This is a genomic window from Treponema vincentii (genome assembly GCF_010365865.1).
In the GTDB taxonomy this organism is placed as follows: Bacteria; Spirochaetota; Spirochaetia; order Treponematales; family Treponemataceae; genus Treponema.
On the sequence record NZ_CP048020.1, the window covers coordinates 1,003,141 to 1,023,643 of the forward strand.

The following is a 20,503-nucleotide window of genomic DNA, read 5'->3' on the forward strand; positions in this document are numbered from 1 at the left end:
AAAAAAGGTATAAGCCCCCTATGTCGAAAGAAATAGTAAACGATTTACATACAAAACGAAAACCGCCTCGCACAAAAAAAGAACGGGAAGAACATCTTGCTAAGATTGCGTATGCAGACAGATTAAACCCGGTAAAGAGCATGAATATTGAACTGTTTGCAGAAAAAATAGCGGATGAACTCGGCATTACAGTGGGAACAGCAAAAAAAGATATTTTAGAAGTAAAGCGTCGAAGGAAAAAAGCAGCGGAAATAGATCAGCAATATGAATTAGGAAAAAAACTGGAAGAATTAGCAGCGGTGAAAGAAATGGCAATAAAATCACAAAATATGAACGCATACCTCGGCGCTATCAATAAAGAATGCGAACTATTAGGGCTTGATAAGCTCTCTATTTTTGTCGGCACACAGGAAGATATGGAGTTAAGCCTTTCGCTCAAGAAAAAGGCAATTTCCGACAAGCTCACTCTTATCGGTAATAGTGCGCCGTCGAAAGAACAAGAAGCACCGCTGGCGCAAGACAGAGAAAGTCAGGGAATAAATAACCCGCAAAAGGATAACGCATGAAAATCGAACCGGTATCCCCACCAACACTGATAAAGACCGGCTGGAAGTGTATTGATGACAGGACGCTTACCGCTGATATGCTCAGAAGTAATAAGGAAGCGCAAGAAGCGTTTATCAATGCGCTTACCCCCGCAGAGCTTGACGCGCTGCCGTTCGATTGGGGGTTTTGGGCGCGCGATGATCAGCTGCCGCCCAGAGACTGGATAACCGGAGAAAAATACATCTGGTGCCTCCGCTGCGGACGCGGCTGGGGTAAGACACGGACAGCAGGGCAAGCGATCATCGAAGCGGTGAGAACGGACAAGTACAAACATCTCTCATTATGCGGAGCGACAGCAGAAGAGGTGCGCGATATTATGATTAACGGAGAGTCGGGACTTGCCCGCTATTGCCCGCCAGATCTCGGTATGGTGTATAAGCCGTCGATAAAAAGAGTTTTTTTCAGTAACGGTGCAGTTATCAGTATTTTCTACGGTTCAGAGCCGGAGAAATCCAGAGGTGCGCAGTCTGATTGGCTGTGGTGCGATGAAATACACAAATGGCAATATCCGGAAGAAACCTTTGATAACCTTCTTCTTGGTTTACGCCTAGGGAGTAATCCCTTATGTGTGGTAACGAGTACCCCGAAGCCGACAGCATTTACCAAGCGTCTTGAAGGACTGACAAACAGCGATGGAAAGCCCTGCGTACATGTAACCATCGGCAGCACCTACGAGAATAAGTCAAACCTTTCTCCGGCATTTATCAGCACAATTGTTTCAAAGTACGAAGGTACCCGTTTAGGGCAGCAGGAACTCTATGCACAAATCCTCGACGATAACCCCAATGCCCTGTTTAAAAAAGACTGGATAGAAAACAACAAGGTTGACGTTTTGCCGCTTGTTGCAAACCGCTACCGTATTATCGTGAGCGTCGATCCTGCGGCAAGCCATACGGCAGATTCAAACCATACCGGCATTATTACGGTATTAGAGGGAGCGGCGCCCGAACGGCTTATCAGCGCCGCTGCTATTCAGCACAAAACTGAAAGCCACTACTACGTGTTAGCGGATGCGTCGCTTATCGGAACACCCCATCAATGGGGCTTAACGGTAAAAGCTATGGCAGAAATGCAGAAAGCCGATACGGTTGTCATCGAAGACAATCAAGGCGGCGACATGGTAGAAAGTACGCTTATCAATGCAGGGGTAACGCAGTGTATTCAGCGTGTGCGAGCAGTGCATTCAAAACTGGCGCGGGCGCTTAACTCATCTACCCTTTGCGAACAGGGCCGCATTCACTTCTACCGGAACCCGCTTTCCTATAACGCGGAACACGGAACCGATCCGCTGGATATGCTTGAAGATGAGTTATGTAACTGGCAGCCGGGAGACGATAGTCCTGACCGTATGGACGCATTTGTTCATGCAATCAATTATTTAAAACCCGATTTAAAAGACTTAGCGCACGAAGATGCGGCAAAAAGAGCATTGTTTAATGTTCTGGGAGGCGGAGTATAACATGAAACTTTCAGATTTTTTTATGCGGAACCGGAGTATATCCGGTTTATTCTTAGATAGTGGCATTACAAAACGGGATGCAGCTGAAGCATTTAGCAGCGTAAAAACGGACTATGTGCTATCCCGCTCCCTGTATTCATCGGCGCCGTCGCATCAGAGCGGCTACCTTGACTATGCGCTGGGTAACTATTGTACCAAGCTCTATATCGATACCTTTTGCTGGTTTATCGGCTTACCTGATATTCAAGCGGAAAGCGATACGTTTTCAAAATCGATACAAGCATTTTTAACGAGAAACAAGACGCTGCTATTCAATATTTACAAGCAGACGATGATAGACGGTAAGCATTATGTCTGGATAAGATTAGAGCAGACTGCAACAGGACGAAGTGAAATCCGCATAAAGCAGATACCGCTTGAGCTTGTTGTTGAAGATGATTGTATCAAAGACCTTACCGGCGGCTATACGCGCTTTGTAACTGAAACAGTAGAAAAATGGAAAGAGAGAGGCGTAGACCGTAAAGCGGTTATCCGCATCACCCTTGAGGCGGGCAAGGAAACGATCGACATTGACGGCGATCTTCCTGCAGGGTATCAGCAGAAGCAAATAGTCAACCGTACTGCCTTCCCGTTTGTACCGGTATTTTGCCTTTATAACAACAAGCAAACATTCTTAAAAGATGGAATCCCTGAAATTGCTCCGGCGGTTCCGTTTATCCGCCGGTATGACGCGACCTTGCGGAAAGTTGGACGGCATATCGACAATATTCTTGAGCCGCGCTTATTGGTAAAGGTGAAAAACGTTGCGCAATTTCTCAAATACTCATTTGGGCTCACGGATGAGAAAATCGGACATATCGCAGAAGGGAAAGAAGCGGTTGATATGACGCAATTTAAGGCGGCTATTATGGACGGTGAAGATGCGGCAAGCGATATACGGTATGTCGGACAAGCCAATAATGTAGAAAGCGCTGTTTCGCTTCTTAAACTCTTACACTGGATTATCGTTGAGCTTACGATGCCTGAATATCTATATGGTACAGCGATGCAGTCAACCAATGCGAGCGTTGCCGAGCAGTCTCCCGTATGGGCAAAGAAGGTAGAAGGACGGCAAGGTGAATATAACGAGTTTTACTATTGGCTTGCCGATGTGTTCAAAGCAGCCCGCATTGCGCTTGCAGGACGCGATGAATTTGCTGGGGACGGAGGAGCCGATAATCCAATCGTCCGCTGGCAGGAGCTGACGGCAAAAGATGATGTTGCAATGATGAACGCTCTTAGCACCTTTGTCGGCGCAATGGATAAGGCCATGACAATGGGCTTGGTCTCTCCAAAAAGCGCTTTCAATACCCTTAAAACCTTTATGGCAATCCCTGCAGACTATGAAACGGAAAAGGAGGCCGCTACCGAATGGCTCAAGCTCAAAATCCGGCTTGAAGCATTGCAGGATAGGATCCGCAGCGGGGATATAGAGGCCGAAGCCGCGATTGAAGATCTCTTTAAGAGCGCGTAAATGGACTTTGATTTATCGGGCTTGCCGGAAGAGCTGCAAAGTTTTATCCGCACGGCATTACAAGGCAGGCGTAAGACATTACTGACCGCCGAAACAGAGATAAAAGCAGCGTTACAGGAAAGCATTAACCGCATACGGGAGCGGATCGGTAAGAGGGGCGTTTTTACCGGCATTACTCAAGAACTGGCAGGGCACATAGCAGAGGAAAAAGTCTTTTTTGCTTCCGAGCTTGAACGTATTACGCAGGAAGGATTAACCCGCGCAGCGTATGCGGGGCTTTTTGTCGGTGAGCAGACAAAACGGTATTACAAAGAAAAAGGCTTACTCAAATTCCGGCTGATTGAAAAAGACGCGCTCCGTGAAGCGGAGATAATCGCAGAAAGCACCATGCGCAAGCAGCGGATATTCAAGCATAAAGAATTTGTCCTTTCCGACCGGATATGGGATGTATCCGATAACAACTATGACAAGATACAAGAAATCATTTCAAGTGGTATCAATACCGACTGTGTCGAAGTTGCAAAGGCATTACAGCAGTATGTCAAAGAAGGCTCAAAAACATTTGCAGAAAAATACCCGAATATGTACGAACGTATGGGCGGGCGGGTTCCGAAGAACTTAAACTATGAAGCCTTACGGCTTATCCGCAATGAATTATCCGAAGTGTATTGGCAGGCAACGATTGAAGGCTTTAAAGAAAATCCTGCAGTAAAAGCGGTTAAATGGCTTTTATCGAATAACCGGCTGCCCGGCTATCACGATATTTGCGACACGATGGCGTATGCCAATGACCACGGACTGGGCGCGGGGATTTATCCCGTCGATGCTGCTCCTGGAAAGCCGCATATCTGCTGTCTTTGCACCTTAGCGCCGGTTATCGCAAAGGATATAGAGCGCGGAGACGTTGCCAATAAGCCGCCTGAAAATTGGGAAGCAATCAAAACGCGGCTGCAAAATACCTCCGCATTTACCAATTTGGAAGAATTAACCGAAGCGCAAAAAGAGAAACTGAAAGAGCAACGGCATGAAGCGTACCAGAGACGGGCAGAAGAAAAACGATATAAAAAAGTTGCAAGCAAGATTGAAACGAAAACTCCAGAAGAATTTGCAGAAATTATCAAAACCGCTAAAACGCAAGTACCGCAAATGGACGCTTGGCGCGTTGATGCTCACACAAAAGAAGAGTATAATAATGTCAAGCTGTTCGCCTCAAAAGGCGGCTCTTGCGTTGCAATAAAACCTGATGGAGATATTATCAGCGTATGCAAGAACTCAAACGATAAAGGCACAAAAGGCTCCGATTTAATTCGTTATGCCGTCGATAACGGCGGGGTAAAGCTAGATAGCTATGCAGGCAATCACGGCTTTTATACAAAGAACGGATTTGAACCTGTTGCATATGTTACATTCAATGAAGAGTATGCTCCACCGGATTGGAAGAAAAATGTAACAGGTTATAAGAAAGAAGATATTGTATTTTATAAATATACAGGAAATAAAACAACAACGGATTGGGAAAAATTAAAAAAGAAAATTAAACATTTTGACGATTATGATGATGCAATGAAATACAGAGATAGCTTTTTGAAAAAGCAAGAGGGGTAAATTATGGATGAGAAAACAGTAACTTTTAATGAATACTTAGAATTAGTAAAAAAAATTTTCAAAGATTATGGATACAGCGATAAAGAAGTTAAAGAAGCCTTTTTAAGGGAAGATTTTCAAGATGAAGTGAAAACAAGATATGATGCAGATATTGAACACTATAAAAATAAAGACCAATATGTTCCAAGCTATAAAGTTTTAACAGAAGGCTGCGTTGGATCTGTGGCTCATTGCTTAAATTTAATGTGGTAATAGCTTCCAGCATGAAAAACACAGTAAAATACTTGCTACGTCAAAAACGACCTTGAAACCTTGCAAACGATTATCGATGAAAAGGCGGGGAAAGGCGAAATACGACTTACAAAAAGAAACCTTACAGAAATTATACAAGATGATAGGCTCAAAGGATTCGATGTTAATCAAGACAGCGGCGAAGTAAAAGAAACAAATAAAGCTAAAATCCATTATAGTAAAACAGGCGTTCACTTAGTGCCGTTTAGTCTAGTACCGGAGGATGAAAAATGATATTTTACCCAAAAACGGAAACGGAACTCTATAATATATGCAAAAAAGCGCATACTATTAAAGCTGTTCTCCATGATAAGACTGTTATAGAAGGAACCGTATACGGTTTTACATGGGCGGTCAACAACGAACCAGAAATAGCAGATATTGATATAAAGCTTGCAAATGGGCAATTAGCCGGAGCCTTTTTAGACGAAATAGAGAGCATCGAGGTTGTAGAAGGATAAGAACAACACCAACATGAGTTGTTGCGTATTTTGCAACGACTGAATCAGCAACAGGTAAATAGCCCCTACCAATCCCGCAAAGAACCATCCAAAAAGACAGCACAGTCAAACTCGTAATCATCTTTTTCAGAGGAAATGCCAGCATCTCCGAGTATCTCTTGTACGCGCATACAACGCCGGAGTACGTTACAGCGTTCACGGTAGTCGTGTATTCCTTCCTCGTCAAAAACTATATCAATGTCTTGCCGGGAAGTGCAGGTATTGAGTTCTTTAAGAATCCGGTTATCAGCTTCACTTAACGGCTTTTTTACCAATCCTAACTTTTCATAGAAGGGAGTAAGCCGCCAATAGCCATTGATAAAATGGCAGAGCGTAAATTCATACAACTGCTCATCTGTTGGAGGCGCTGAGGGGCTAAAAAAATAAGACGGCGCATACATCGCATAGGTCAAGTACCGCTGCTTTTCTGTGATATCAGTAATCCTAAACCGATTAAAGGTATCTTCCGTCTGCTCTTTGTTTTTGCATTCCCGTAATGCCCCGATGATGCGCTTGTCAAAAGTCATTTATGTTATTCCTTAATAGTATTGGGAAAAAGTATGCCCTTACATCCAAAATAAGGAACTTTGATTTTTAAGGGTAAGGGCATATCGTTTGTACGTTGTAGTTCAAAGTCCTTATTGCAACATAAAACCGTATAGCAGTTGTCGAGGATTATTCGGTAACTGCTATTTTTCTATCAGCCTCTAGGGAGGACGAAAAAGGCTGAACTTGTATTTTAAAAAGTATTTTACGCCTATTGTAAAAAGTAGTATTGTTAGTATTGCCGAAAGTATTATAACGGCAATCATCCGCCGATGGAGTTTATCTTTTTGTTTATTGATTATTGCCTGCTGTTTCGCTATTGTTTCGGACGCCTCTTTTTCGTATGTGTTGTAAGATTGCCGCAAGGCTTTCAAGCTCGCTCGCTCCGTCTGTAATTGACTGCGTAAGATGTTCGCTGTACTTTCGGCCGTCTGCAATTTCTCGGTTAAGCTCTTCGCTTTGCTCTCTTGCGCCCTCAAGCGTTCCGTTAAGTTGCTCGCCTGTAATAGCAGATTCTGTCTGCTTATCTTCAAGTTCTCCGATATGCTCTCTAACCTGATAAGCTCCGTCTCCGTTACCGTATACAGCCGCTCTTGTGCAACAGCCGGAAAGAGCAAGCAACAAAAAACAGATACTACAAACAATAAAAACATTCTTTTCATTCATTTACCGCTCCTTTTTTTGTTTTTCTTCCCATTGTTTTCGTACTTCAATACAGCAACGACATTCAATGGTATCTTGAAAATCCATAAAAGGCTGAGACAGATGCATTAGAATAAATTCTATAAGAGTAATCGGAAAGAAAATCAAAGCTATCATATTTTTAAATCCCCATAATAAAAATAAGAATATTCGTTTTTGTTTGTTCTTTTTGACTTTCCAATATTCATCACGATAAAAAGAATCAAGTTTATCTTCAAAACAAATAAAGGGTATTAAACTAAATTCTAAAATGAGTCCTGCTATTGTGAATGGAAAAAAGATATAAAAAATCAGTTGATTTAATGTTTGTAATAACAATAATTTCATTTATACACCGCTATTCCTTACATAAGTTCAAAGTGGGGATTGTCCCAGCCCTTACCCCACACTTGTCCGTATCCGCCTGCGCACCAATCAAGCCCGCATTCTTCACCGATAGCGCCGATTTCTTTCCAGACTTGCTCCGGTGCATTCCACCAGACGCGGCCGTCTTTTACCGGCGCAATATCAACGGCGTTTCCGCCGAAATGCCTCGACTGCGTCGTCTTTGTTACGATGCGCTTATTTTCCGCTTCGGTTAAAAGGTACAAGCCTGCTTTTTTACGCAAGGCGTTCACCTCTTCAAGCGGCTTGCGACCTTGCGCATAATAGGCCGCCTGCGTATCAACCGTCCGATCTGTTTCAAGGACGATTACCTCTATACCACGCTTTTTCAGTTCTGCTAAAAAAGCACGCGTCCGCTTTGCCAGCTCCGGCTTAAGCCGGTCAATATCCCGTATCACTCCCATCGTTAAACCTCCTAAAATCTGTTAGTCGTTGTATTTTTCTACAAACTGCTCCAGTGTCATGCATATACATCCTGCTCTATACATAATGCCTTCAGGTACCCGATATTCTTTTTGATAGGATAATCAATACAGATTTCTTTATACTCCGGTAAAAGGAATGCCGATTGTTCAGCCTTGTACATTGCGATTTTTTCTTTGATGCGCCGAGCGATAATCCGTATCATTTCATCCGCCCACTCATTGACGATGCGTTCTATCTGCGGGGCGATTGCTTCCCATGAAGGATACTGTTCCGTGCCGCATGGTACGGCGGGAAGTTTATGTAAAAAGGCTTTATAGTCTTGTTCGATAAAATAGAGAATGTCAGCAATATAGCCTTTACGCTCTGTTGCTGTCAGCCGCTCCCGCATACAGTTATAGTCTACACGCTCCTGCAGCACGTCTTTTACCAACTCAACACAAGAGAGCATCGGCATCTCGCATTTTACGAAGGGTAAAAAGATTTCTTTGATTGTGCCGTTAATCCGGCGAACTATCCGCCGTTCGTCTGCCTTTGTTTTTTCGTCAATCTCCCCAGATTGTCTGAATAGTTTTTTTCGGCATTCTTCATCGTGCAGCCGGTCTTTTCCTTTTTTCTCTATATCCGTTTTGAATAGCTCCAATTTATCATCAACATTTTTTTCAATGTCTCCAACGATAATTTTTTTATCCCCGGCTCCTAGCTGTATGCCTTTTTTAAGAAGCTTGTTCAGTAGCAGAAAAATAAGGACGGCAATAAACACGATTGCCGCAATGCCGAGGACTAACACACTGGTAGGTAATTTCTCTATAGCCATAAAACGCTGCCTTGTTGAATCATTTTGTAACACCAGCATAGAAGAAACGCAGTACGTAACGCAAATCAGCAGGGATAAAAATCATGTTCCTTAAAATATTTTTATTCTCTTTACGCGTAAAATTTGTGTTACGCACCCCCAATTATTTACAATACAAACCGTACCACAAAAAGAGGTAATGACATGGGGAAGTCTGGAAAAAACACATATACGCAAAAACCGCTTTTTACTGATCCTGCGCAAACTCCGTTTGTATCGATTGAGGCTGTGGGTGAAATGCTTTCCGAAGTGGAAGCAAAGACAATAATGAGCCACATCCGCTTAAATCCGCTTGCAACACCTGAAATGATTGCAGCGCTCAAAGGGGATGCCGATCCGCTCGATTGTATTTTTGCCGTTGAATATCGAAAAAGCAAAAGCGGCGTTGAATATCTCGATGCTGCGTATGAACACATTGTCGAAACGATTTTGACCAGTACGGTTTTTATTCCTTCCGGCTATGGGCATCAATCGCAAGAAGCATTCTTTTATGAAGGACGTGAGATATACGGAACGGTTATCGGCGCATTACTCGATAAAGAGGCGGGGAAAGTCTATTACCGCATTATTCCTGATAAGGGAGAACACGCGGAGAAAATACGGCGGTGGCTGAAAAATAAGCAGATTAACGCAGTCTCTATCTGGGGAATACCGACGTATGCGGATGAAAGGAAAAAGACGGTTGTTGATTATGCCTTGCGCTCTGTTGATTTTGTGCCGCCGCTTAGCGAAGGGCAACATAACGAAAGCGCAATCGGGCAGATGGAGGGTGTGAGCTTTAATGAGCAGGAAAGAAAAATCCGTGATGCCTTGCGAGAGAAATATGCAGATTATGTTTTTACGGAAGATTTTTATGATGATTATGTCATTGGTGAATATAAAAATCAGCTGTATAAAATTCCGTACAGCATACAAAATAATACGGTTATATTCGGGGCGGCTCAAAAGGTGCGCCGCGTTGTTGAATATAAACTTCAGGAGGAAGAAATGGAACTTGCAAGTATAGCAAATGACGAGCTTACGGCAGAAATCGCACGGAGAACAAAAACAGGGCTTTTGTCTGCGCAAGCCGTTGCAGGGGAAATGGGGGTAAAACTGGAAGATGCTCAAAAGCTAAAAGGCTTGGAAGCGGCTTCAAGTGAACTTGCCGAACTCAAAAAAGCTGCCGGAGAAATGGCGCTTACCGATGCTATCAACTTTGCGAAAAAAGCGAAGGAAGAAGAAAAAGCGGAGGCGGCAAAGAAAGCGTTTGGTGAAATGGTCGATGCGGTCAAGGCTGAAAAGGGCTTAACCAAAGACGGTAAACCCACAGGTGAAATGGCAGTGTTGGTGGATAAATTCTGTCATTTTGAAACTGGTATGAGTAAAGAGCAGATTGCCGGCGAAATGGACCGCGTAATGAATGATGCGGACATTCAAAAGCTCGTACAAGGAAAAACCGCAACCGCTCCGGTTGGTCAGATGGCCGGTGCGGGTGCAAAAAGTGAACCGGAAGTATACGAAATCTAAACGAGGGGGTGTGATATGACTGGAGAGCACAGACTTTTATCAGTTAATAAAACGGTTGCAATCGCAGATGTAACAATTCCTGCGGGAGGAGCGCAGACGCTCGATAATCACGGTATTGTCTTTGTCGGCGACCGCGCGGGGGTTGTGCTGCAAAAAGAAACGGGCAATCAAGTAACGGTGTCTTTTGATACGCAGCGGGAATGGACAACGGAAAGCTATGATAGCGCCAATTTGCCGAAAATCGGCGAAAAGGTGTATCTCGGCGCTTCGGACGGCAAGCTTACAAAAACCGCATCAGGTAATAAGCTCGTCGGCTACTACTGGGGGACGATTGGGGGTGCGGTGCTTTTTTCGCTTCACGCATAAAAGCAGACCGTACATAACGATGAGGAGAAAAAAAACAATGGAATTTGTATCACATGAAACAATCCGTATGAAAAATGCTACGGAGAAAAAACAGATGTCGTTGCAATACCGTGCGCCGAATGTGCCTGCCGGTGAGATGACAATAAAGGATACCGGCGCCGGTACGCGCACTGAAATCTTTACGCGGGAAATGCTTACACGGGCGGTCGGCTTACCGTCAGGGGAAATGATGAGCGCAGAGGATTTGCATAAGTTTGCAAAGCAAGCTGTTCTTGACGTATCGCTCGGTATGGCGGAGCATCCTGCCCTTTATTCCTTCATTTACGAAGAGATTAAAAATGCCGATTTTCCCCGCACAATCAAAGTGATGGAGCTTATCGGAATGCGCGCTGCATTCGGTGTTACCAACGATGGGGAAAGTGTGCCGATGGCTGATTTCAAATTCGGTAAGCTCGAAACGGTTGATTTTAAGACATTCGCAGCCGGTTATTCCATCTCACGAGGCTGGGTAAACTTCAATGAATTTTGGAAATTGCCGCAAGCGTCAAAAGCACTCGGTATTGCGCATAATGCCATTCTTGACCATCTGCACCTGTCGCCGATTATTACGCATTCGTATACCGGAGATGCCGTTACCAATAAGGTAACAACCGGCAGTACCGACCTTGAGAATGTGTGGCTTACACTGCGGAAAGGGCTTAAAGATGCCCTCAAGCGTACCAATGCAAGCGGCTATCGGATTCGTCCGACTATAGCCCTTTGTAACTCTGCAACGGCGATGGATGTAGAGGCGGCAATCAAAGGCTTACTGCAAAAAGGTACACAGCTGGGGCAGCTTGCGCAGATTCAGAGTGTTTTAAGTTATGACGGCTGGACGGGTGAAGTCGGCGGAATTAAATACGAGTTTAAAGCTCCGGCTGATAACGAAGTGTATTTAATCGTTCCGAAGCAGTCGTTTAAGGCGCTTGTAAAAGAAGATTTAACACACCTTGAACAGCGGGGTAACATTCTCACTCTTTCTGAATTGGATGTTGTTGAAACCTTTACCCGTTGCGCGGTTGCCGGTGTTGCAGATGCTGTGCATAAGGTAAAGCTCGCATAAGGCTTTTAAAGAGAGAGATGCACGGTTTGTTTCGTCTCTCTCTTTAATGACAGATCGAGGAGATAATATGGGAAGTGAAAACATTACCTTACGCATAATGAAAACCGCTAACGGCTGGTATGTTGAGCATGAGGCAGGCGATGTAACGAACGGCTACGCAGTTGAAGGAGATGCATGGGAAGAACTCAATCCTGCGCTTGCGGGAACTTTTGAAACGCCGTTTAAAGCGCCGGAAGAAAACGAAAGCGGCGCTGAAAAGCCGAAGGTGGGCGAATTAAAAGCAAAGATCAAAACGCTTGAAGCGGCGGAAAAAGAGTTACACGACTTGAAAGAAGCGGCAGGTGATATTGATATTTTGCAGGCGATTGAAAGCGCAAAGAAAGCGCAATCGCAAACAAACCCGCAAACCTAGAAGGGAGATAGCAGCGCATGATCATCACCGAAGCATTGATACAAAGAATCCGCACCCTGCTTAACGAAGCGATACCGGATGGAGGCAGCGAAGCGGACACGCATTTTTCTACCATCGACTTAACAATCACATTACAAGCGGCAGAAAGTGAAAATCATGCGCTCTACCTTTTATGGACGCAAAAAGCGGGCATTATTCAAAAAGATGGAGGCGATATAAAAAGCATTAGTGCAGGCGGTGAAGCAATAGAAAAATACACCGCCGCCGATTATGTGAATCTCTGCCTTAAAACTGCGCAAGGGTATAAAGAGGCATGGGAAGCGGAGCGGAAAAACACCAGCGCTTCGTTTTTAATCTGCTGTAAAAAAGATGATAATGAGGCGGCTCTATGGTAAATGTCGTCAAACAATTACGGAAAGACACGGAAAGTATTATTGCGGTCAATCCGTCTCTTCTTTCATTTATTCGCCGCGAAAGAGAGAAAAATGAATACGGCAATGTAAGGGAAGTAGAAAAGCGAACGGAAATGCAGCGGGTTCGGATTGCAGAAATCTCACATAGCGAAACCGACCGACTTTTGCAAGAAGGATTGTTAAAAACGCATATCGTCAATATCACCGCATTCCACGATGCGGATATTCAGGCGGGCGACTTATTCGATTTTCAAGGCAGCCGGTATGAAGTCGTTTTTATCCGAAAGATCACTATTGGCGGGTATGCGCCGGAGAATGCCTACAAGATGTCAGGCAGAGCAAAAGAGATACGGGAGGCCGTCGAATGAGAGGGCTGGAAGCGGTTTTTGAGCGGTTAGAAAGCATCACCAAAGAGATGCTGAATGATTGCGAGATGGTTGCCTGCGAAACCGCTGCCAGCATGGAGCGGTATGCGAAAGAAAACCGCGTATGGACTGACCGAACGGGGGATGCCCGCAAGGGATTACGCGGTGTTGCTTCTCGTTCGTCGCAAGCAATATCGGCAGGGATTTATCAGGATATGTACGGTAAGACCGGTAAAGAATATGGCTATTGGCTTGAAAATGGAACGAAAGAAGTATCAGGCGGCGTAACGTTCGGAGAAAAGTACGGAATCTTAAAGCCAACACGGAACGCCCATGCCGGTATGTTTTTTGACGGTATCGAAAAAGCATGTGGACAAGCGCTCAAACGGCAATAAGGAAAGGAAACCATGCGGAGTGCACTGTATGCGGAACTGGTAAAACTTTATCCGGTGTATTACATCGGTAATGTAGAAAAGACAGCAAAAAAGCCGTTTCTTATTCTGCAATTTGAACACGGTATTAAAACGCGGCTGGGAAGCTGGAATATGGTTACAGTGAGCGTCTATGTCCCCGCTGGGGATTTTGAACTGCTTGATACCGCTTGTGAAAAAGTTATTACTGCATTGGACGGAAAGCATCTAAAACGAATCAGGAGCGGCGGTGTTTTTTTAGTGCAATACGTTGATTGCTCAAGTGATTTGATAGAGGATTCACTTGGCGCAATTTCAAAACAGCTCAATTTTAAAATCCCCGTTTTCGGCGGAGATTTTATGTAGATAAAATGGAGGTTAAAAGACTTATGGAAAAGAAAAACGAATACGGGTATTCAATCGGGATAATGCAAGCGGCGCATCTGAATGCTGATAAAAGCTGGCCGTCTCCTAACGATTGGGAAGATACCAATCCGCAAACCGGTGAGGTGAGAAAGCACCGAGGTGGACTCGTCGGTAAAATAGGGCCGTTCAACATTGACGGCTGGACAACAGACGATTTAAAGCTGACTGTTCTGTACGGCACCAAAACGGAAACCTTTACCTTTGCCTCGACTGCTGCGGATAAAAAAAGCCGTTTCCGTTGCAGACATGGTAAAAGACTTCAATACTGCCTTTACTGCGCTCAAGCCGAAAGGGATAAAGCTCAAGGCGGCTAAGACGGTCATCGGTACCGATTACGATGCGGAGTATCTTAAAATCACGACAGAGAATGCGGGAGACTTACCGTTTTTTTTGCCCCGATTGGATTTCAAGGAAAGCTCGCCGAATTACTCGGTATTGTCGGCTATGTTTCGACAAAAGAAGCGAAGAGCTTCAAAGACGATTTTGACAAAGAAAGCGGTAAAACGGTTGACGCAACAAGTGGACACGGGATCCGCTGTACAATAAAAGAAGCGGATAAAATAAAGGGCGTCAATATTACCGCTTCTTTTGCAAGCCTCCCAAATAAGTTTTTTGCCCTTGTTACCGGCAACACGTATAACGAGGAAACGGGAGAGCTGTATATTGATAATGCCGGAAGCCCGCCGCTTGTCACCTTCCGTTACTTCGTAGAGCAGTACGAAAAGGGGCAAAACACAAAAGGCAGTTACGCCCGCGTTAAGGCGGTTATCTTCCCTTCGTGCCAAACAACGCCGACAGGAAGCGAAGCAAGTGAAGATGCTTTTGGCGCTGTCGAACTGCAAGGCTCCGGCGGGGAAAACAAGCGCAGTAATTTACCCTTGAAATTCATCAAAGAAATTTCGCTTGCCGACTACACGCAATACGTACAAGGCTAAAAAGATTATCCGCCCGTCTTGAAAAAGAAATAAGCGGGCGGAGCTTTCCTATTAAAGCGGCAAGGAGATAACTATGTTTGAAAAAATAAAATCTTTTTTTAACAAAAAACGCAGAGAACATGGAATCGAAGCGGCGATCGCGGAGGCTATAAAGGCACCGGAAAATGAAGCGGAACGGCTTGCAATCGCAACTTGCGATTGGGTAGAGCTTTTATGGAACGGCACAAAACAAAAATTCCTTATTCACAAAACAAATTTTCAAGAGCTTTTAACCTGCGGGAGTTTTCCGAACATCCTGTACAAATTTATTGACGGTATCGCCGAAGCAGCGGGAGCAAAAGAGGCAGTATCAGAGGTTGACTTTAAAAAGATGAAAGAGGAAGAAGATGAATTCCTTGTAGAGCTTGCAAAAAAAAGCATGGTTACTCCGACATATCAGGAATGTTACGACGCAATTTTGAAAATACGCGGTATCAGTGGAAGCGCCTTTAACGACGTTATCCCAAAAGATTTTTTAAACGACCTTTTCCTTTTGTACTTAACTGATTGGGAGAAGGACGTAAAAAAAAATTTGGTCGCGTTCAATTTGCCCGCTTCGGAAGAATCGCAAAATACTACAAATGCAAGCCCAGCAGCTACATTAAAGGCTTAAACGATTTTGAAGCCTTTCTATTCGACGAGGCGTGTCTCGTTGCTGTTGAAGTGGAAAATCAGCAGCGGGAAGAAAAAGAGAAAGCGCAGAAAGTGAAAGAAAAAAGAGAAAAACAATTTCAAAAAGATATGGCAGAGACCTTTGCAGAGGGTGATACATAAAACGGGTTAGGCAAATGGGACAGAGTTTAGGCGAAATATATGCAGAATTAGCATTAAAAACAGATAAACTTCAAAAAGGGATCAGAGAATCCAATCGGTCACTTGCAAAACTTGAGCAGGATATTGACAACGCAGTTGATAGCATCAATACGAAGATCGCTGCTATTGGTGCCGCTCTTTCTGCCAGTGTAACGCTCCCTTTAACCTTGCTCGGAAAAGCCGCACTCGATACCTTTACGAATTTTGAACAGTCCATGCAGAATACTTTTTCTGTTATGGGGGCAAGTGCATCCGAAATGGAAGCCTTGCGAAAGAAAGCGGAAGAAATGGGTGCAACGACCCGCTTTAGTGCAAGTCAAGCCGCCGATGCTCTCTATAGTTTAGGTTCAGCAGGTCAATCAGCTACGCAAGCAATGAACAGTCTCGACGGTGTATTACAGCTTGCAGGAGCGACGGGAAGCGATTTAGCCTTTACCTCAAGTACGATTGCTTCAACTCTTTCGCAGTTTAATCTCAGTGCAGAAAAATCAGGGCACATTGCCGACGTGTTTTCATTGGCTATTAGTAAAAGCCAAGCGAATATGACAAAGCTATCGTATTCAATGAAGTATGTCAGACCTGTTGCTGCTGGTTTGGGGGTGAGCCTTGAAGCGTCAACTGCTGCCCTTATGCGCCTTTACAATACCGGTTTCGGCGGTGAGCAGGCTGGCACTATTTTACGATCCGGTTTACAAAAGTTAGCCAGCGGTACGGATGATGTCAAAAAGAAACTCCAAGAATTAGGCATAAGCTATGATGAGGTAAACCCGAAAACAAATAACCTTGCCGACATAATTGAGCGGCTAAAAAATGCAAATATCGATGTAGCAAAATCAAGCGAGTTATTCGGCGAAGCGGCGGCTGCCGGTATGCAAGCGCTGATCGAAGGCGGCGGGGATGCCATACGAACAATGGACGGCTTATTGCAAGCATCAGACGGGGCGGCAAAAAAGATGCAGGATATTCAAAACGCTTCTTTTGCCAATACGAAGGCAGAGCTTTCAAGCGCTTTTGAAGCGGTTCAAATTACCCTTACATCAAATATCATTCCTGCGGTTGATACGTTTGCGAAAGGTATTACCCGCGTTTTACAGGCTGTTAATGAATTGCCAGTCGGGGTTCAAACAGCAGGAACCGCTCTTGCCGGATTAGCCGCCGCTGCAGGTCCCTTGCTCCTTGTTGCAATCGGCATTAAAAAGATAAAAGCTGAAATGGTGCAGCTTAACCTTGTCATGTCAGCTAACCCGATTATAGCATGGGGCGCTGCCGTTGCCGCCGCTGGTGCTATTGCTCTCGGTATTATTGCACAAGTGAAAAAAGCGCATGAAGATGCGATGAAACATGCTGAACGACAGCTTGAACAGGCGAAAGCCCTTGCTTCCGATGCCGCAAAAAGCGGGAACAAAGGGCGGAGCATCCAAGATTTATTAGGTAAGTACGACAGCTTAAAAGGGAAAATACACGACAGCAAAGAAGCGCAAAGCCAATTCAATAGCGTTGTTGAACAGCTGAAACAGATTGTCCCCGATGCGCAAGGAGCCTTACGGGCGCAAGGAGAGAGCCTCGAACAGTTTGTTACAAAAGCGCGAAAGGCTGCGCGAGATGCGCTTAAGCTTGAGAAAGTCAAAAATGAGCGGGCGCTTTTGTTATCAAAACAAGCGGCGAATGAAGCGCAAAAATATGTTGCTGAAAACGAATCAAAACTTGAGCGGTCATTCAAAATTTATAGTCAGGACATCCAGCGCACCAATACATACGAATCTATTTTTGAGCAGTTTAAAACAGCGCGTCTTCAAGGAGATAAAGAAAAACAAGCGGCGATAGCCGAATTAAAAAAGATAGCGCATTTTCTTAAAAAAGATGTAGGGGAAGACGGCTTTAGCTTTGCTTCTTTTGAAGATATGTTTGCTTCACTTGAAATAGTAATCACTCAAAACAACAAAAAACTTGCAAAAGACGGAACATCATTAAAAGAACAGCAGGCGCTTTTAGACGAGCAGAAACAGATTATTACGGAAGCTAATCAATTAAAGCTGAAAATAGAAACGGGCGCGGACGCACTTGCGCAATTAGATAAAAAAGAGGATACGCAAACAAAGAATCAAGCACTTGAAACTCTTCAAAAAAAATGGGAGCAGTTTAAAACAAGCGGCATACAAGCGGTCAAAGAGCGGAAAAAGATTGAGGGGGAAGCATTTGATGAAAATAAAGAATACTATGAATTCTTAAAAAACGAAATTAAACAGGTTGCCGAATTGCAAAATATTGTCGATGGAAACGGCAATAAAATAAAGCTGACTTCGCAAGACTTAGCCGAATTTATTCGCCTACGTGAACAATTTAACAAGCTACTAGAAAAGGGTAAAGGCGGACATAAAGGGCCTAAAACAAAGGAAAAAGATACTTCTTACCAAGCGCAAATAGCAGAACTCGATAAGTCCTATCAAGAAAAACTCGCAAAAGCAAAAGAATATGGGCAATCCAGCCTTGCCGTTGAAAAGGAGTATCAGCAAAAGCGGCTTGCACTTATCGAACAATTCATTAAAGAGGAAGATAAGAAAAAAGGCGCTGGCAAAGGAATAACCGTTGAAACAAAACTTGCGACAAAAGATGAGAAAGGTTCCGGCGTAACGCTCGGCGATGAGCTCACTAAAACAAAGCTGATGAGTGATGCGTTCGGGCGGTATCAAGTACAGCAAAAGGAATTACAAGCAGAGCTTAAAAAAACGCAAGAAGAAATAATCGCTACGTACGATAAAATTGCAAAGGCAAAAGCCCGGATTGAAGCAGCAGAAAAAAACGGCAAAAGCGGAACAGAAATTGAAGCTCTCAATCAAGATTTACAGGCAATGCAAGTCTATTCTCGGCAGTTGGAAGAAAAGGCGCAAAACATACGGATAGACATAAACGAAGCCGAATTATCATTTTCACAAATAAAAAGCGGACTGATCGATATTGAAAAAATCGGCAAATCAAAACTTCAAATACAGCTTATCAACATAGAAGAGGAAAGAAAACGACTTTTAAAAATTATTGAAGAAAGCAGACGGGCAAAAATAGAAGCGGCAAAAGACAACGCCGAAGAAATAACAAGAATTGAAGCGGACGCAGAAAAACAAAAAGATAAAGTTAATAAAGACGCTGATAGGCAAACGCAAAGCGCAAATGCTGCCGCCGCCAACGCATACATACAAGGCGGAATAGGTATCGCTAAAACCCTTACAAAAGTAATAGCCGATTCTATCGAGCAGGGCTGTATTGACGGCTTTGCTGCAATGCAGGCGAGCGCCGACATACTTAACCAAATAGGTGATATGGTAGGAGATCCTATAACTCAAGCAGTTATAAAATCTGTAGCGGCGGCAATCGAAATAACGGGGACGATATTAAAAGCCGTAAATGCAGCTTCAATAAAAGCATTCAATGAAGAAATAAATACGATTGTAGAAAATTCAAAAGAAACGGCAGAAGAAGCTGCAGATAAAATTATTGACAATATCGAAAAAGAAATAGCCGAAAAAACAAAATCACCGATGCTTGAAGCCGCAAAATCTATTATGGGAGCTATTACCAGCGGTTTTCAATCGGGAGATTTTAGTAATTTTTCTAATACTATTGACGGAATTATAAAAAAATTAGTCATCGACAAAATGATAATGTTTTCAGGTCTTAATGCCGGTATACAAAAGTTAGTTGATAATATGTTTAGTGGTTTTAAAGGATCTGGCGAACAACAGCGAAATATTTTAGAAGAGCAAAATCAAAAATTATCGGAAGAAAGAAAAGCAACAGAAAAAGAGTTTGTCGCTTACCAAAAATTACTTGAGAAAAAAAAGTATCTACAAAAGCAAGAACAAGGTTGGTGGGGCTCTTTAATAGGTTCACACGCGAGAGATAAGGGCTATACCTATTGGACGGGTAAAGATTTTACAAAAGCCTATGCAGATATTGATAGGGAATTAGCAAAATTGGAGGGCTCAAAAGCGAAATATGAAAAAGCCGTTGCTGCCATTGAAGAAATTAAAAGGAAAAAAGAACAATTGGAAAAAGATATTCGGGAAGGGAAAATAAAAGAAACAGGTATAGATCCGTCCCAAATCATGGGGTTGGATAAAGAAAAGCTCAATCAGATGATAGAAGAATTTGGTGAGCCGATGAAAGAGATGTTAAAGAAACTCGGCTTTGATGTCGGCAATGATTTTAAAAAATCATTATCTGATGGAATGTCATCAGCCCTTACCACAGCATTAGGAGATGCTGCCTATAACGCCGACTGGGGAAGTTTCAAAAAGTCGTTTGCTGCTGAAATGAAAAAGGCGATTATTCAAGCAGCTGTTGAAAGTGCCGGCATAAAAAAGAAAGTCGATGCGATTATTCAAGATATTATGAAAGACGGCAAAATTACCGGAGACGAAGTAACCGGTACAATTGATAAGCTGAAAAACCTCTATGATAATTTAGAAGGGAATATGGCCGAACTTTCAAAAATTACAAAAGCATTGGAAGGGGGCGTAGAGCTTAAATCAAAAGCATCAGGCTCAATTATTCAGCAGCTTTCAGGCGCCGATAGAGACGTGTTACTTGAAGCGATCCGCGAAGGCTTTAAAACAATCAACCAAGTTATCGATCTAAAAGAAACGACTATTCAGCATCTTACCGCTACCCAAATTATTATCAATTCAGTTACGTATAACTCCTATAATAGCACCATTAACATAACAGCAACCGAACAAACGGATTTACGAGCTGTTTTAACAGAGATTGTACAACAGGCATTGGCAGGATAAGAAAACTATGAGAATATTTGACGAGAAAAAGAGTTAGACAT

The 20,503-nt window shown here is 43.6% G+C and carries 24 protein-coding genes; 18 read left to right on the forward strand and 6 right to left on the reverse strand.

The genetic code is table 11. The annotated features are described in order from the left end of the window. Positions 1-20 precede the first annotated feature (20 nt). The 7 genes from GWP43_RS04760 to GWP43_RS04790 are packed head-to-tail and all read left to right on the forward strand — an operon-like array spanning position 21 to position 5,935. Complete coding sequence (locus GWP43_RS04760) at positions 21-566, forward strand: hypothetical protein (protein WP_162663120.1); 546 nt, start codon at positions 21-23, stop codon at positions 564-566. Beyond that, positions 563-2,065, forward strand: a complete 1,503-nt coding sequence (locus GWP43_RS04765) for a terminase large subunit domain-containing protein (RefSeq protein ID WP_162663122.1) — start codon at positions 563-565, stop codon at positions 2,063-2,065. The genes GWP43_RS04760 and GWP43_RS04765 overlap by 4 nt, the downstream gene beginning before the upstream one ends. 1 nt (position 2,066) lies before the next feature. Then, complete coding sequence (locus GWP43_RS04770; protein ID WP_162663124.1) at positions 2,067-3,578, forward strand: hypothetical protein; 1,512 nt, start codon at positions 2,067-2,069, stop codon at positions 3,576-3,578. Further along, positions 3,579-5,183, forward strand: a complete 1,605-nt coding sequence (locus GWP43_RS04775) for a hypothetical protein (RefSeq protein ID WP_162663126.1) — start codon at positions 3,579-3,581, stop codon at positions 5,181-5,183. A gap of 3 nt (positions 5,184-5,186) precedes the next feature. After that, complete coding sequence (locus GWP43_RS04780; protein WP_162663128.1) at positions 5,187-5,435, forward strand: hypothetical protein; 249 nt, start codon at positions 5,187-5,189, stop codon at positions 5,433-5,435. A gap of 60 nt (positions 5,436-5,495) precedes the next feature. Continuing rightward, on the forward strand, positions 5,496-5,708 hold the full coding sequence (locus GWP43_RS04785; RefSeq protein WP_162663129.1) for a polymorphic toxin type 50 domain-containing protein: 213 nt from the start codon (positions 5,496-5,498) through the stop codon (positions 5,706-5,708). Beyond that, the gene (locus GWP43_RS04790; RefSeq protein ID WP_162663131.1) at positions 5,705-5,935 is read left to right on the forward strand and encodes a hypothetical protein; all 231 of its coding nucleotides are present in this window, start codon (positions 5,705-5,707) and stop codon (positions 5,933-5,935) included. The genes GWP43_RS04785 and GWP43_RS04790 overlap by 4 nt, the downstream gene beginning before the upstream one ends. Positions 5,936-6,000: 65 nt before the next feature. Here GWP43_RS04790 and GWP43_RS04795 read toward each other — a convergent pair whose 3' ends face one another. The 5 genes from GWP43_RS04795 to GWP43_RS04815 all read right to left on the reverse strand — a co-directional run bounded on the left by GWP43_RS04795 (position 6,001) and on the right by GWP43_RS04815 (position 8,846). Then, positions 6,001-6,501, reverse strand: coding sequence for a hypothetical protein (locus GWP43_RS04795; RefSeq protein WP_162663133.1), 501 nt, complete (start codon positions 6,499-6,501; stop codon positions 6,001-6,003). Between the two features lie 310 nt (positions 6,502-6,811). Next, positions 6,812-7,186, reverse strand: a complete 375-nt coding sequence (locus GWP43_RS04800) for a hypothetical protein (RefSeq protein WP_162663135.1) — start codon at positions 7,184-7,186, stop codon at positions 6,812-6,814. Continuing rightward, positions 7,187-7,549: a hypothetical protein gene (locus GWP43_RS04805; protein ID WP_162663137.1), complete on the reverse strand. Its 363-nt coding sequence runs from the start codon at positions 7,547-7,549 to the stop codon at positions 7,187-7,189. Between the two features lie 17 nt (positions 7,550-7,566). Continuing rightward, complete coding sequence (locus GWP43_RS04810) at positions 7,567-8,010, reverse strand: M15 family metallopeptidase (protein ID WP_162663139.1); 444 nt, start codon at positions 8,008-8,010, stop codon at positions 7,567-7,569. Between the two features lie 56 nt (positions 8,011-8,066). Further along, a complete protein-coding gene (locus tag GWP43_RS04815) occupies positions 8,067-8,846 on the reverse strand; it encodes a hypothetical protein (protein WP_162663141.1) in 780 nt (259 codons plus the stop codon). Positions 8,847-9,029: 183 nt separating this feature from the next. Here GWP43_RS04815 and GWP43_RS04820 point away from each other — a divergent pair, with 183 nt between their 5' ends. The 9 genes from GWP43_RS04820 to GWP43_RS14535 all read left to right on the forward strand — a co-directional run bounded on the left by GWP43_RS04820 (position 9,030) and on the right by GWP43_RS14535 (position 14,202). Further along, positions 9,030-10,394 (forward strand): hypothetical protein, encoded by a 1,365-nt coding sequence (locus GWP43_RS04820; protein ID WP_162663143.1) that lies wholly within the window; start codon positions 9,030-9,032, stop codon positions 10,392-10,394. Positions 10,395-10,409: 15 nt separating this feature from the next. Continuing rightward, positions 10,410-10,760 (forward strand): DUF2190 family protein, encoded by a 351-nt coding sequence (locus GWP43_RS04825; RefSeq protein ID WP_162663145.1) that lies wholly within the window; start codon positions 10,410-10,412, stop codon positions 10,758-10,760. A 37-nt stretch (positions 10,761-10,797) separates the two neighbouring features. Further along, positions 10,798-11,862 (forward strand): hypothetical protein, encoded by a 1,065-nt coding sequence (locus GWP43_RS04830; protein ID WP_162663147.1) that lies wholly within the window; start codon positions 10,798-10,800, stop codon positions 11,860-11,862. A 67-nt stretch (positions 11,863-11,929) separates the two neighbouring features. Continuing rightward, the gene (locus tag GWP43_RS04835) at positions 11,930-12,274 is read left to right on the forward strand and encodes a hypothetical protein (RefSeq protein ID WP_162663149.1); all 345 of its coding nucleotides are present in this window, start codon (positions 11,930-11,932) and stop codon (positions 12,272-12,274) included. A gap of 17 nt (positions 12,275-12,291) precedes the next feature. Beyond that, positions 12,292-12,669: a hypothetical protein gene (locus GWP43_RS04840; protein WP_162663150.1), complete on the forward strand. Its 378-nt coding sequence runs from the start codon at positions 12,292-12,294 to the stop codon at positions 12,667-12,669. Further along, the gene (locus GWP43_RS04845) at positions 12,663-13,055 is read left to right on the forward strand and encodes a phage head-tail adapter protein (protein ID WP_162663152.1); all 393 of its coding nucleotides are present in this window, start codon (positions 12,663-12,665) and stop codon (positions 13,053-13,055) included. Before GWP43_RS04840 ends, GWP43_RS04845 begins: the two co-directional genes overlap by 7 nt. After that, positions 13,052-13,447, forward strand: coding sequence for a hypothetical protein (locus GWP43_RS04850; RefSeq protein ID WP_162663154.1), 396 nt, complete (start codon positions 13,052-13,054; stop codon positions 13,445-13,447). Before GWP43_RS04845 ends, GWP43_RS04850 begins: the two co-directional genes overlap by 4 nt. 12 nt (positions 13,448-13,459) lie before the next feature. Further along, positions 13,460-13,828: a hypothetical protein gene (locus tag GWP43_RS04855; protein ID WP_162663156.1), complete on the forward strand. Its 369-nt coding sequence runs from the start codon at positions 13,460-13,462 to the stop codon at positions 13,826-13,828. Between the two features lie 23 nt (positions 13,829-13,851). Beyond that, entirely contained in the window at positions 13,852-14,202 is a 351-nt protein-coding gene (locus GWP43_RS14535; protein ID WP_230978038.1) for a hypothetical protein, read from the forward strand. A 111-nt stretch (positions 14,203-14,313) separates the two neighbouring features. Here GWP43_RS14535 and GWP43_RS14540 read toward each other — a convergent pair whose 3' ends face one another. Beyond that, positions 14,314-14,673, reverse strand: a complete 360-nt coding sequence (locus tag GWP43_RS14540) for a hypothetical protein (RefSeq protein WP_230978039.1) — start codon at positions 14,671-14,673, stop codon at positions 14,314-14,316. 223 nt (positions 14,674-14,896) lie between these two features. Here GWP43_RS14540 and GWP43_RS04865 point away from each other — a divergent pair, with 223 nt between their 5' ends. Beyond that, the gene (locus GWP43_RS04865) at positions 14,897-15,475 is read left to right on the forward strand and encodes a hypothetical protein (RefSeq protein WP_162663158.1); all 579 of its coding nucleotides are present in this window, start codon (positions 14,897-14,899) and stop codon (positions 15,473-15,475) included. A gap of 175 nt (positions 15,476-15,650) precedes the next feature. Next, complete coding sequence (locus tag GWP43_RS04870) at positions 15,651-20,462, forward strand: phage tail tape measure protein (protein WP_162663160.1); 4,812 nt, start codon at positions 15,651-15,653, stop codon at positions 20,460-20,462. The last annotated feature ends 41 nt before the right edge of the window (positions 20,463-20,503 follow it).

Bases quoted from the DNA above. Each gene is read 5' to 3' on its own strand.
- GWP43_RS04790 (WP_162663131.1), top strand. From the start codon at position 5,705: ATGATATTTTACCCAAAAACGGAAACGGAACTCTATAATATATGCAAA.
- GWP43_RS04830 (WP_162663147.1), top strand. From the start codon at position 10,798: ATGGAATTTGTATCACATGAAACAATCCGTATGAAAAATGCTACGGAG.
- GWP43_RS04855 (WP_162663156.1), top strand. From the start codon at position 13,460: ATGCGGAGTGCACTGTATGCGGAACTGGTAAAACTTTATCCGGTGTAT.
- GWP43_RS04825 (WP_162663145.1), top strand. From the start codon at position 10,410: ATGACTGGAGAGCACAGACTTTTATCAGTTAATAAAACGGTTGCAATC.
- GWP43_RS04805 (WP_162663137.1), bottom strand. From the start codon at position 7,549: ATGAAATTATTGTTATTACAAACATTAAATCAACTGATTTTTTATATC.
- GWP43_RS04820 (WP_162663143.1), top strand. From the start codon at position 9,030: ATGGGGAAGTCTGGAAAAAACACATATACGCAAAAACCGCTTTTTACT.
- GWP43_RS04835 (WP_162663149.1), top strand. From the start codon at position 11,930: ATGGGAAGTGAAAACATTACCTTACGCATAATGAAAACCGCTAACGGC.
- GWP43_RS04810 (WP_162663139.1), bottom strand. From the start codon at position 8,010: ATGGGAGTGATACGGGATATTGACCGGCTTAAGCCGGAGCTGGCAAAG.
- GWP43_RS04815 (WP_162663141.1), bottom strand. From the start codon at position 8,846: ATGGCTATAGAGAAATTACCTACCAGTGTGTTAGTCCTCGGCATTGCG.
- GWP43_RS04845 (WP_162663152.1), top strand. From the start codon at position 12,663: ATGGTAAATGTCGTCAAACAATTACGGAAAGACACGGAAAGTATTATT.
- GWP43_RS04765 (WP_162663122.1), top strand. From the start codon at position 563: ATGAAAATCGAACCGGTATCCCCACCAACACTGATAAAGACCGGCTGG.
- GWP43_RS04840 (WP_162663150.1), top strand. From the start codon at position 12,292: ATGATCATCACCGAAGCATTGATACAAAGAATCCGCACCCTGCTTAAC.
- GWP43_RS04795 (WP_162663133.1), bottom strand. From the start codon at position 6,501: ATGACTTTTGACAAGCGCATCATCGGGGCATTACGGGAATGCAAAAAC.
- GWP43_RS04770 (WP_162663124.1), top strand. From the start codon at position 2,067: ATGAAACTTTCAGATTTTTTTATGCGGAACCGGAGTATATCCGGTTTA.
- GWP43_RS04775 (WP_162663126.1), top strand. From the start codon at position 3,579: ATGGACTTTGATTTATCGGGCTTGCCGGAAGAGCTGCAAAGTTTTATC.
- GWP43_RS04870 (WP_162663160.1), top strand. From the start codon at position 15,651: ATGGGACAGAGTTTAGGCGAAATATATGCAGAATTAGCATTAAAAACA.
- GWP43_RS04865 (WP_162663158.1), top strand. From the start codon at position 14,897: ATGTTTGAAAAAATAAAATCTTTTTTTAACAAAAAACGCAGAGAACAT.
- GWP43_RS04760 (WP_162663120.1), top strand. From the start codon at position 21: ATGTCGAAAGAAATAGTAAACGATTTACATACAAAACGAAAACCGCCT.
- GWP43_RS14535 (WP_230978038.1), top strand. From the start codon at position 13,852: ATGGAAAAGAAAAACGAATACGGGTATTCAATCGGGATAATGCAAGCG.
- GWP43_RS04850 (WP_162663154.1), top strand. From the start codon at position 13,052: ATGAGAGGGCTGGAAGCGGTTTTTGAGCGGTTAGAAAGCATCACCAAA.
- GWP43_RS04780 (WP_162663128.1), top strand. From the start codon at position 5,187: ATGGATGAGAAAACAGTAACTTTTAATGAATACTTAGAATTAGTAAAA.
- GWP43_RS04800 (WP_162663135.1), bottom strand. From the start codon at position 7,186: ATGAATGAAAAGAATGTTTTTATTGTTTGTAGTATCTGTTTTTTGTTG.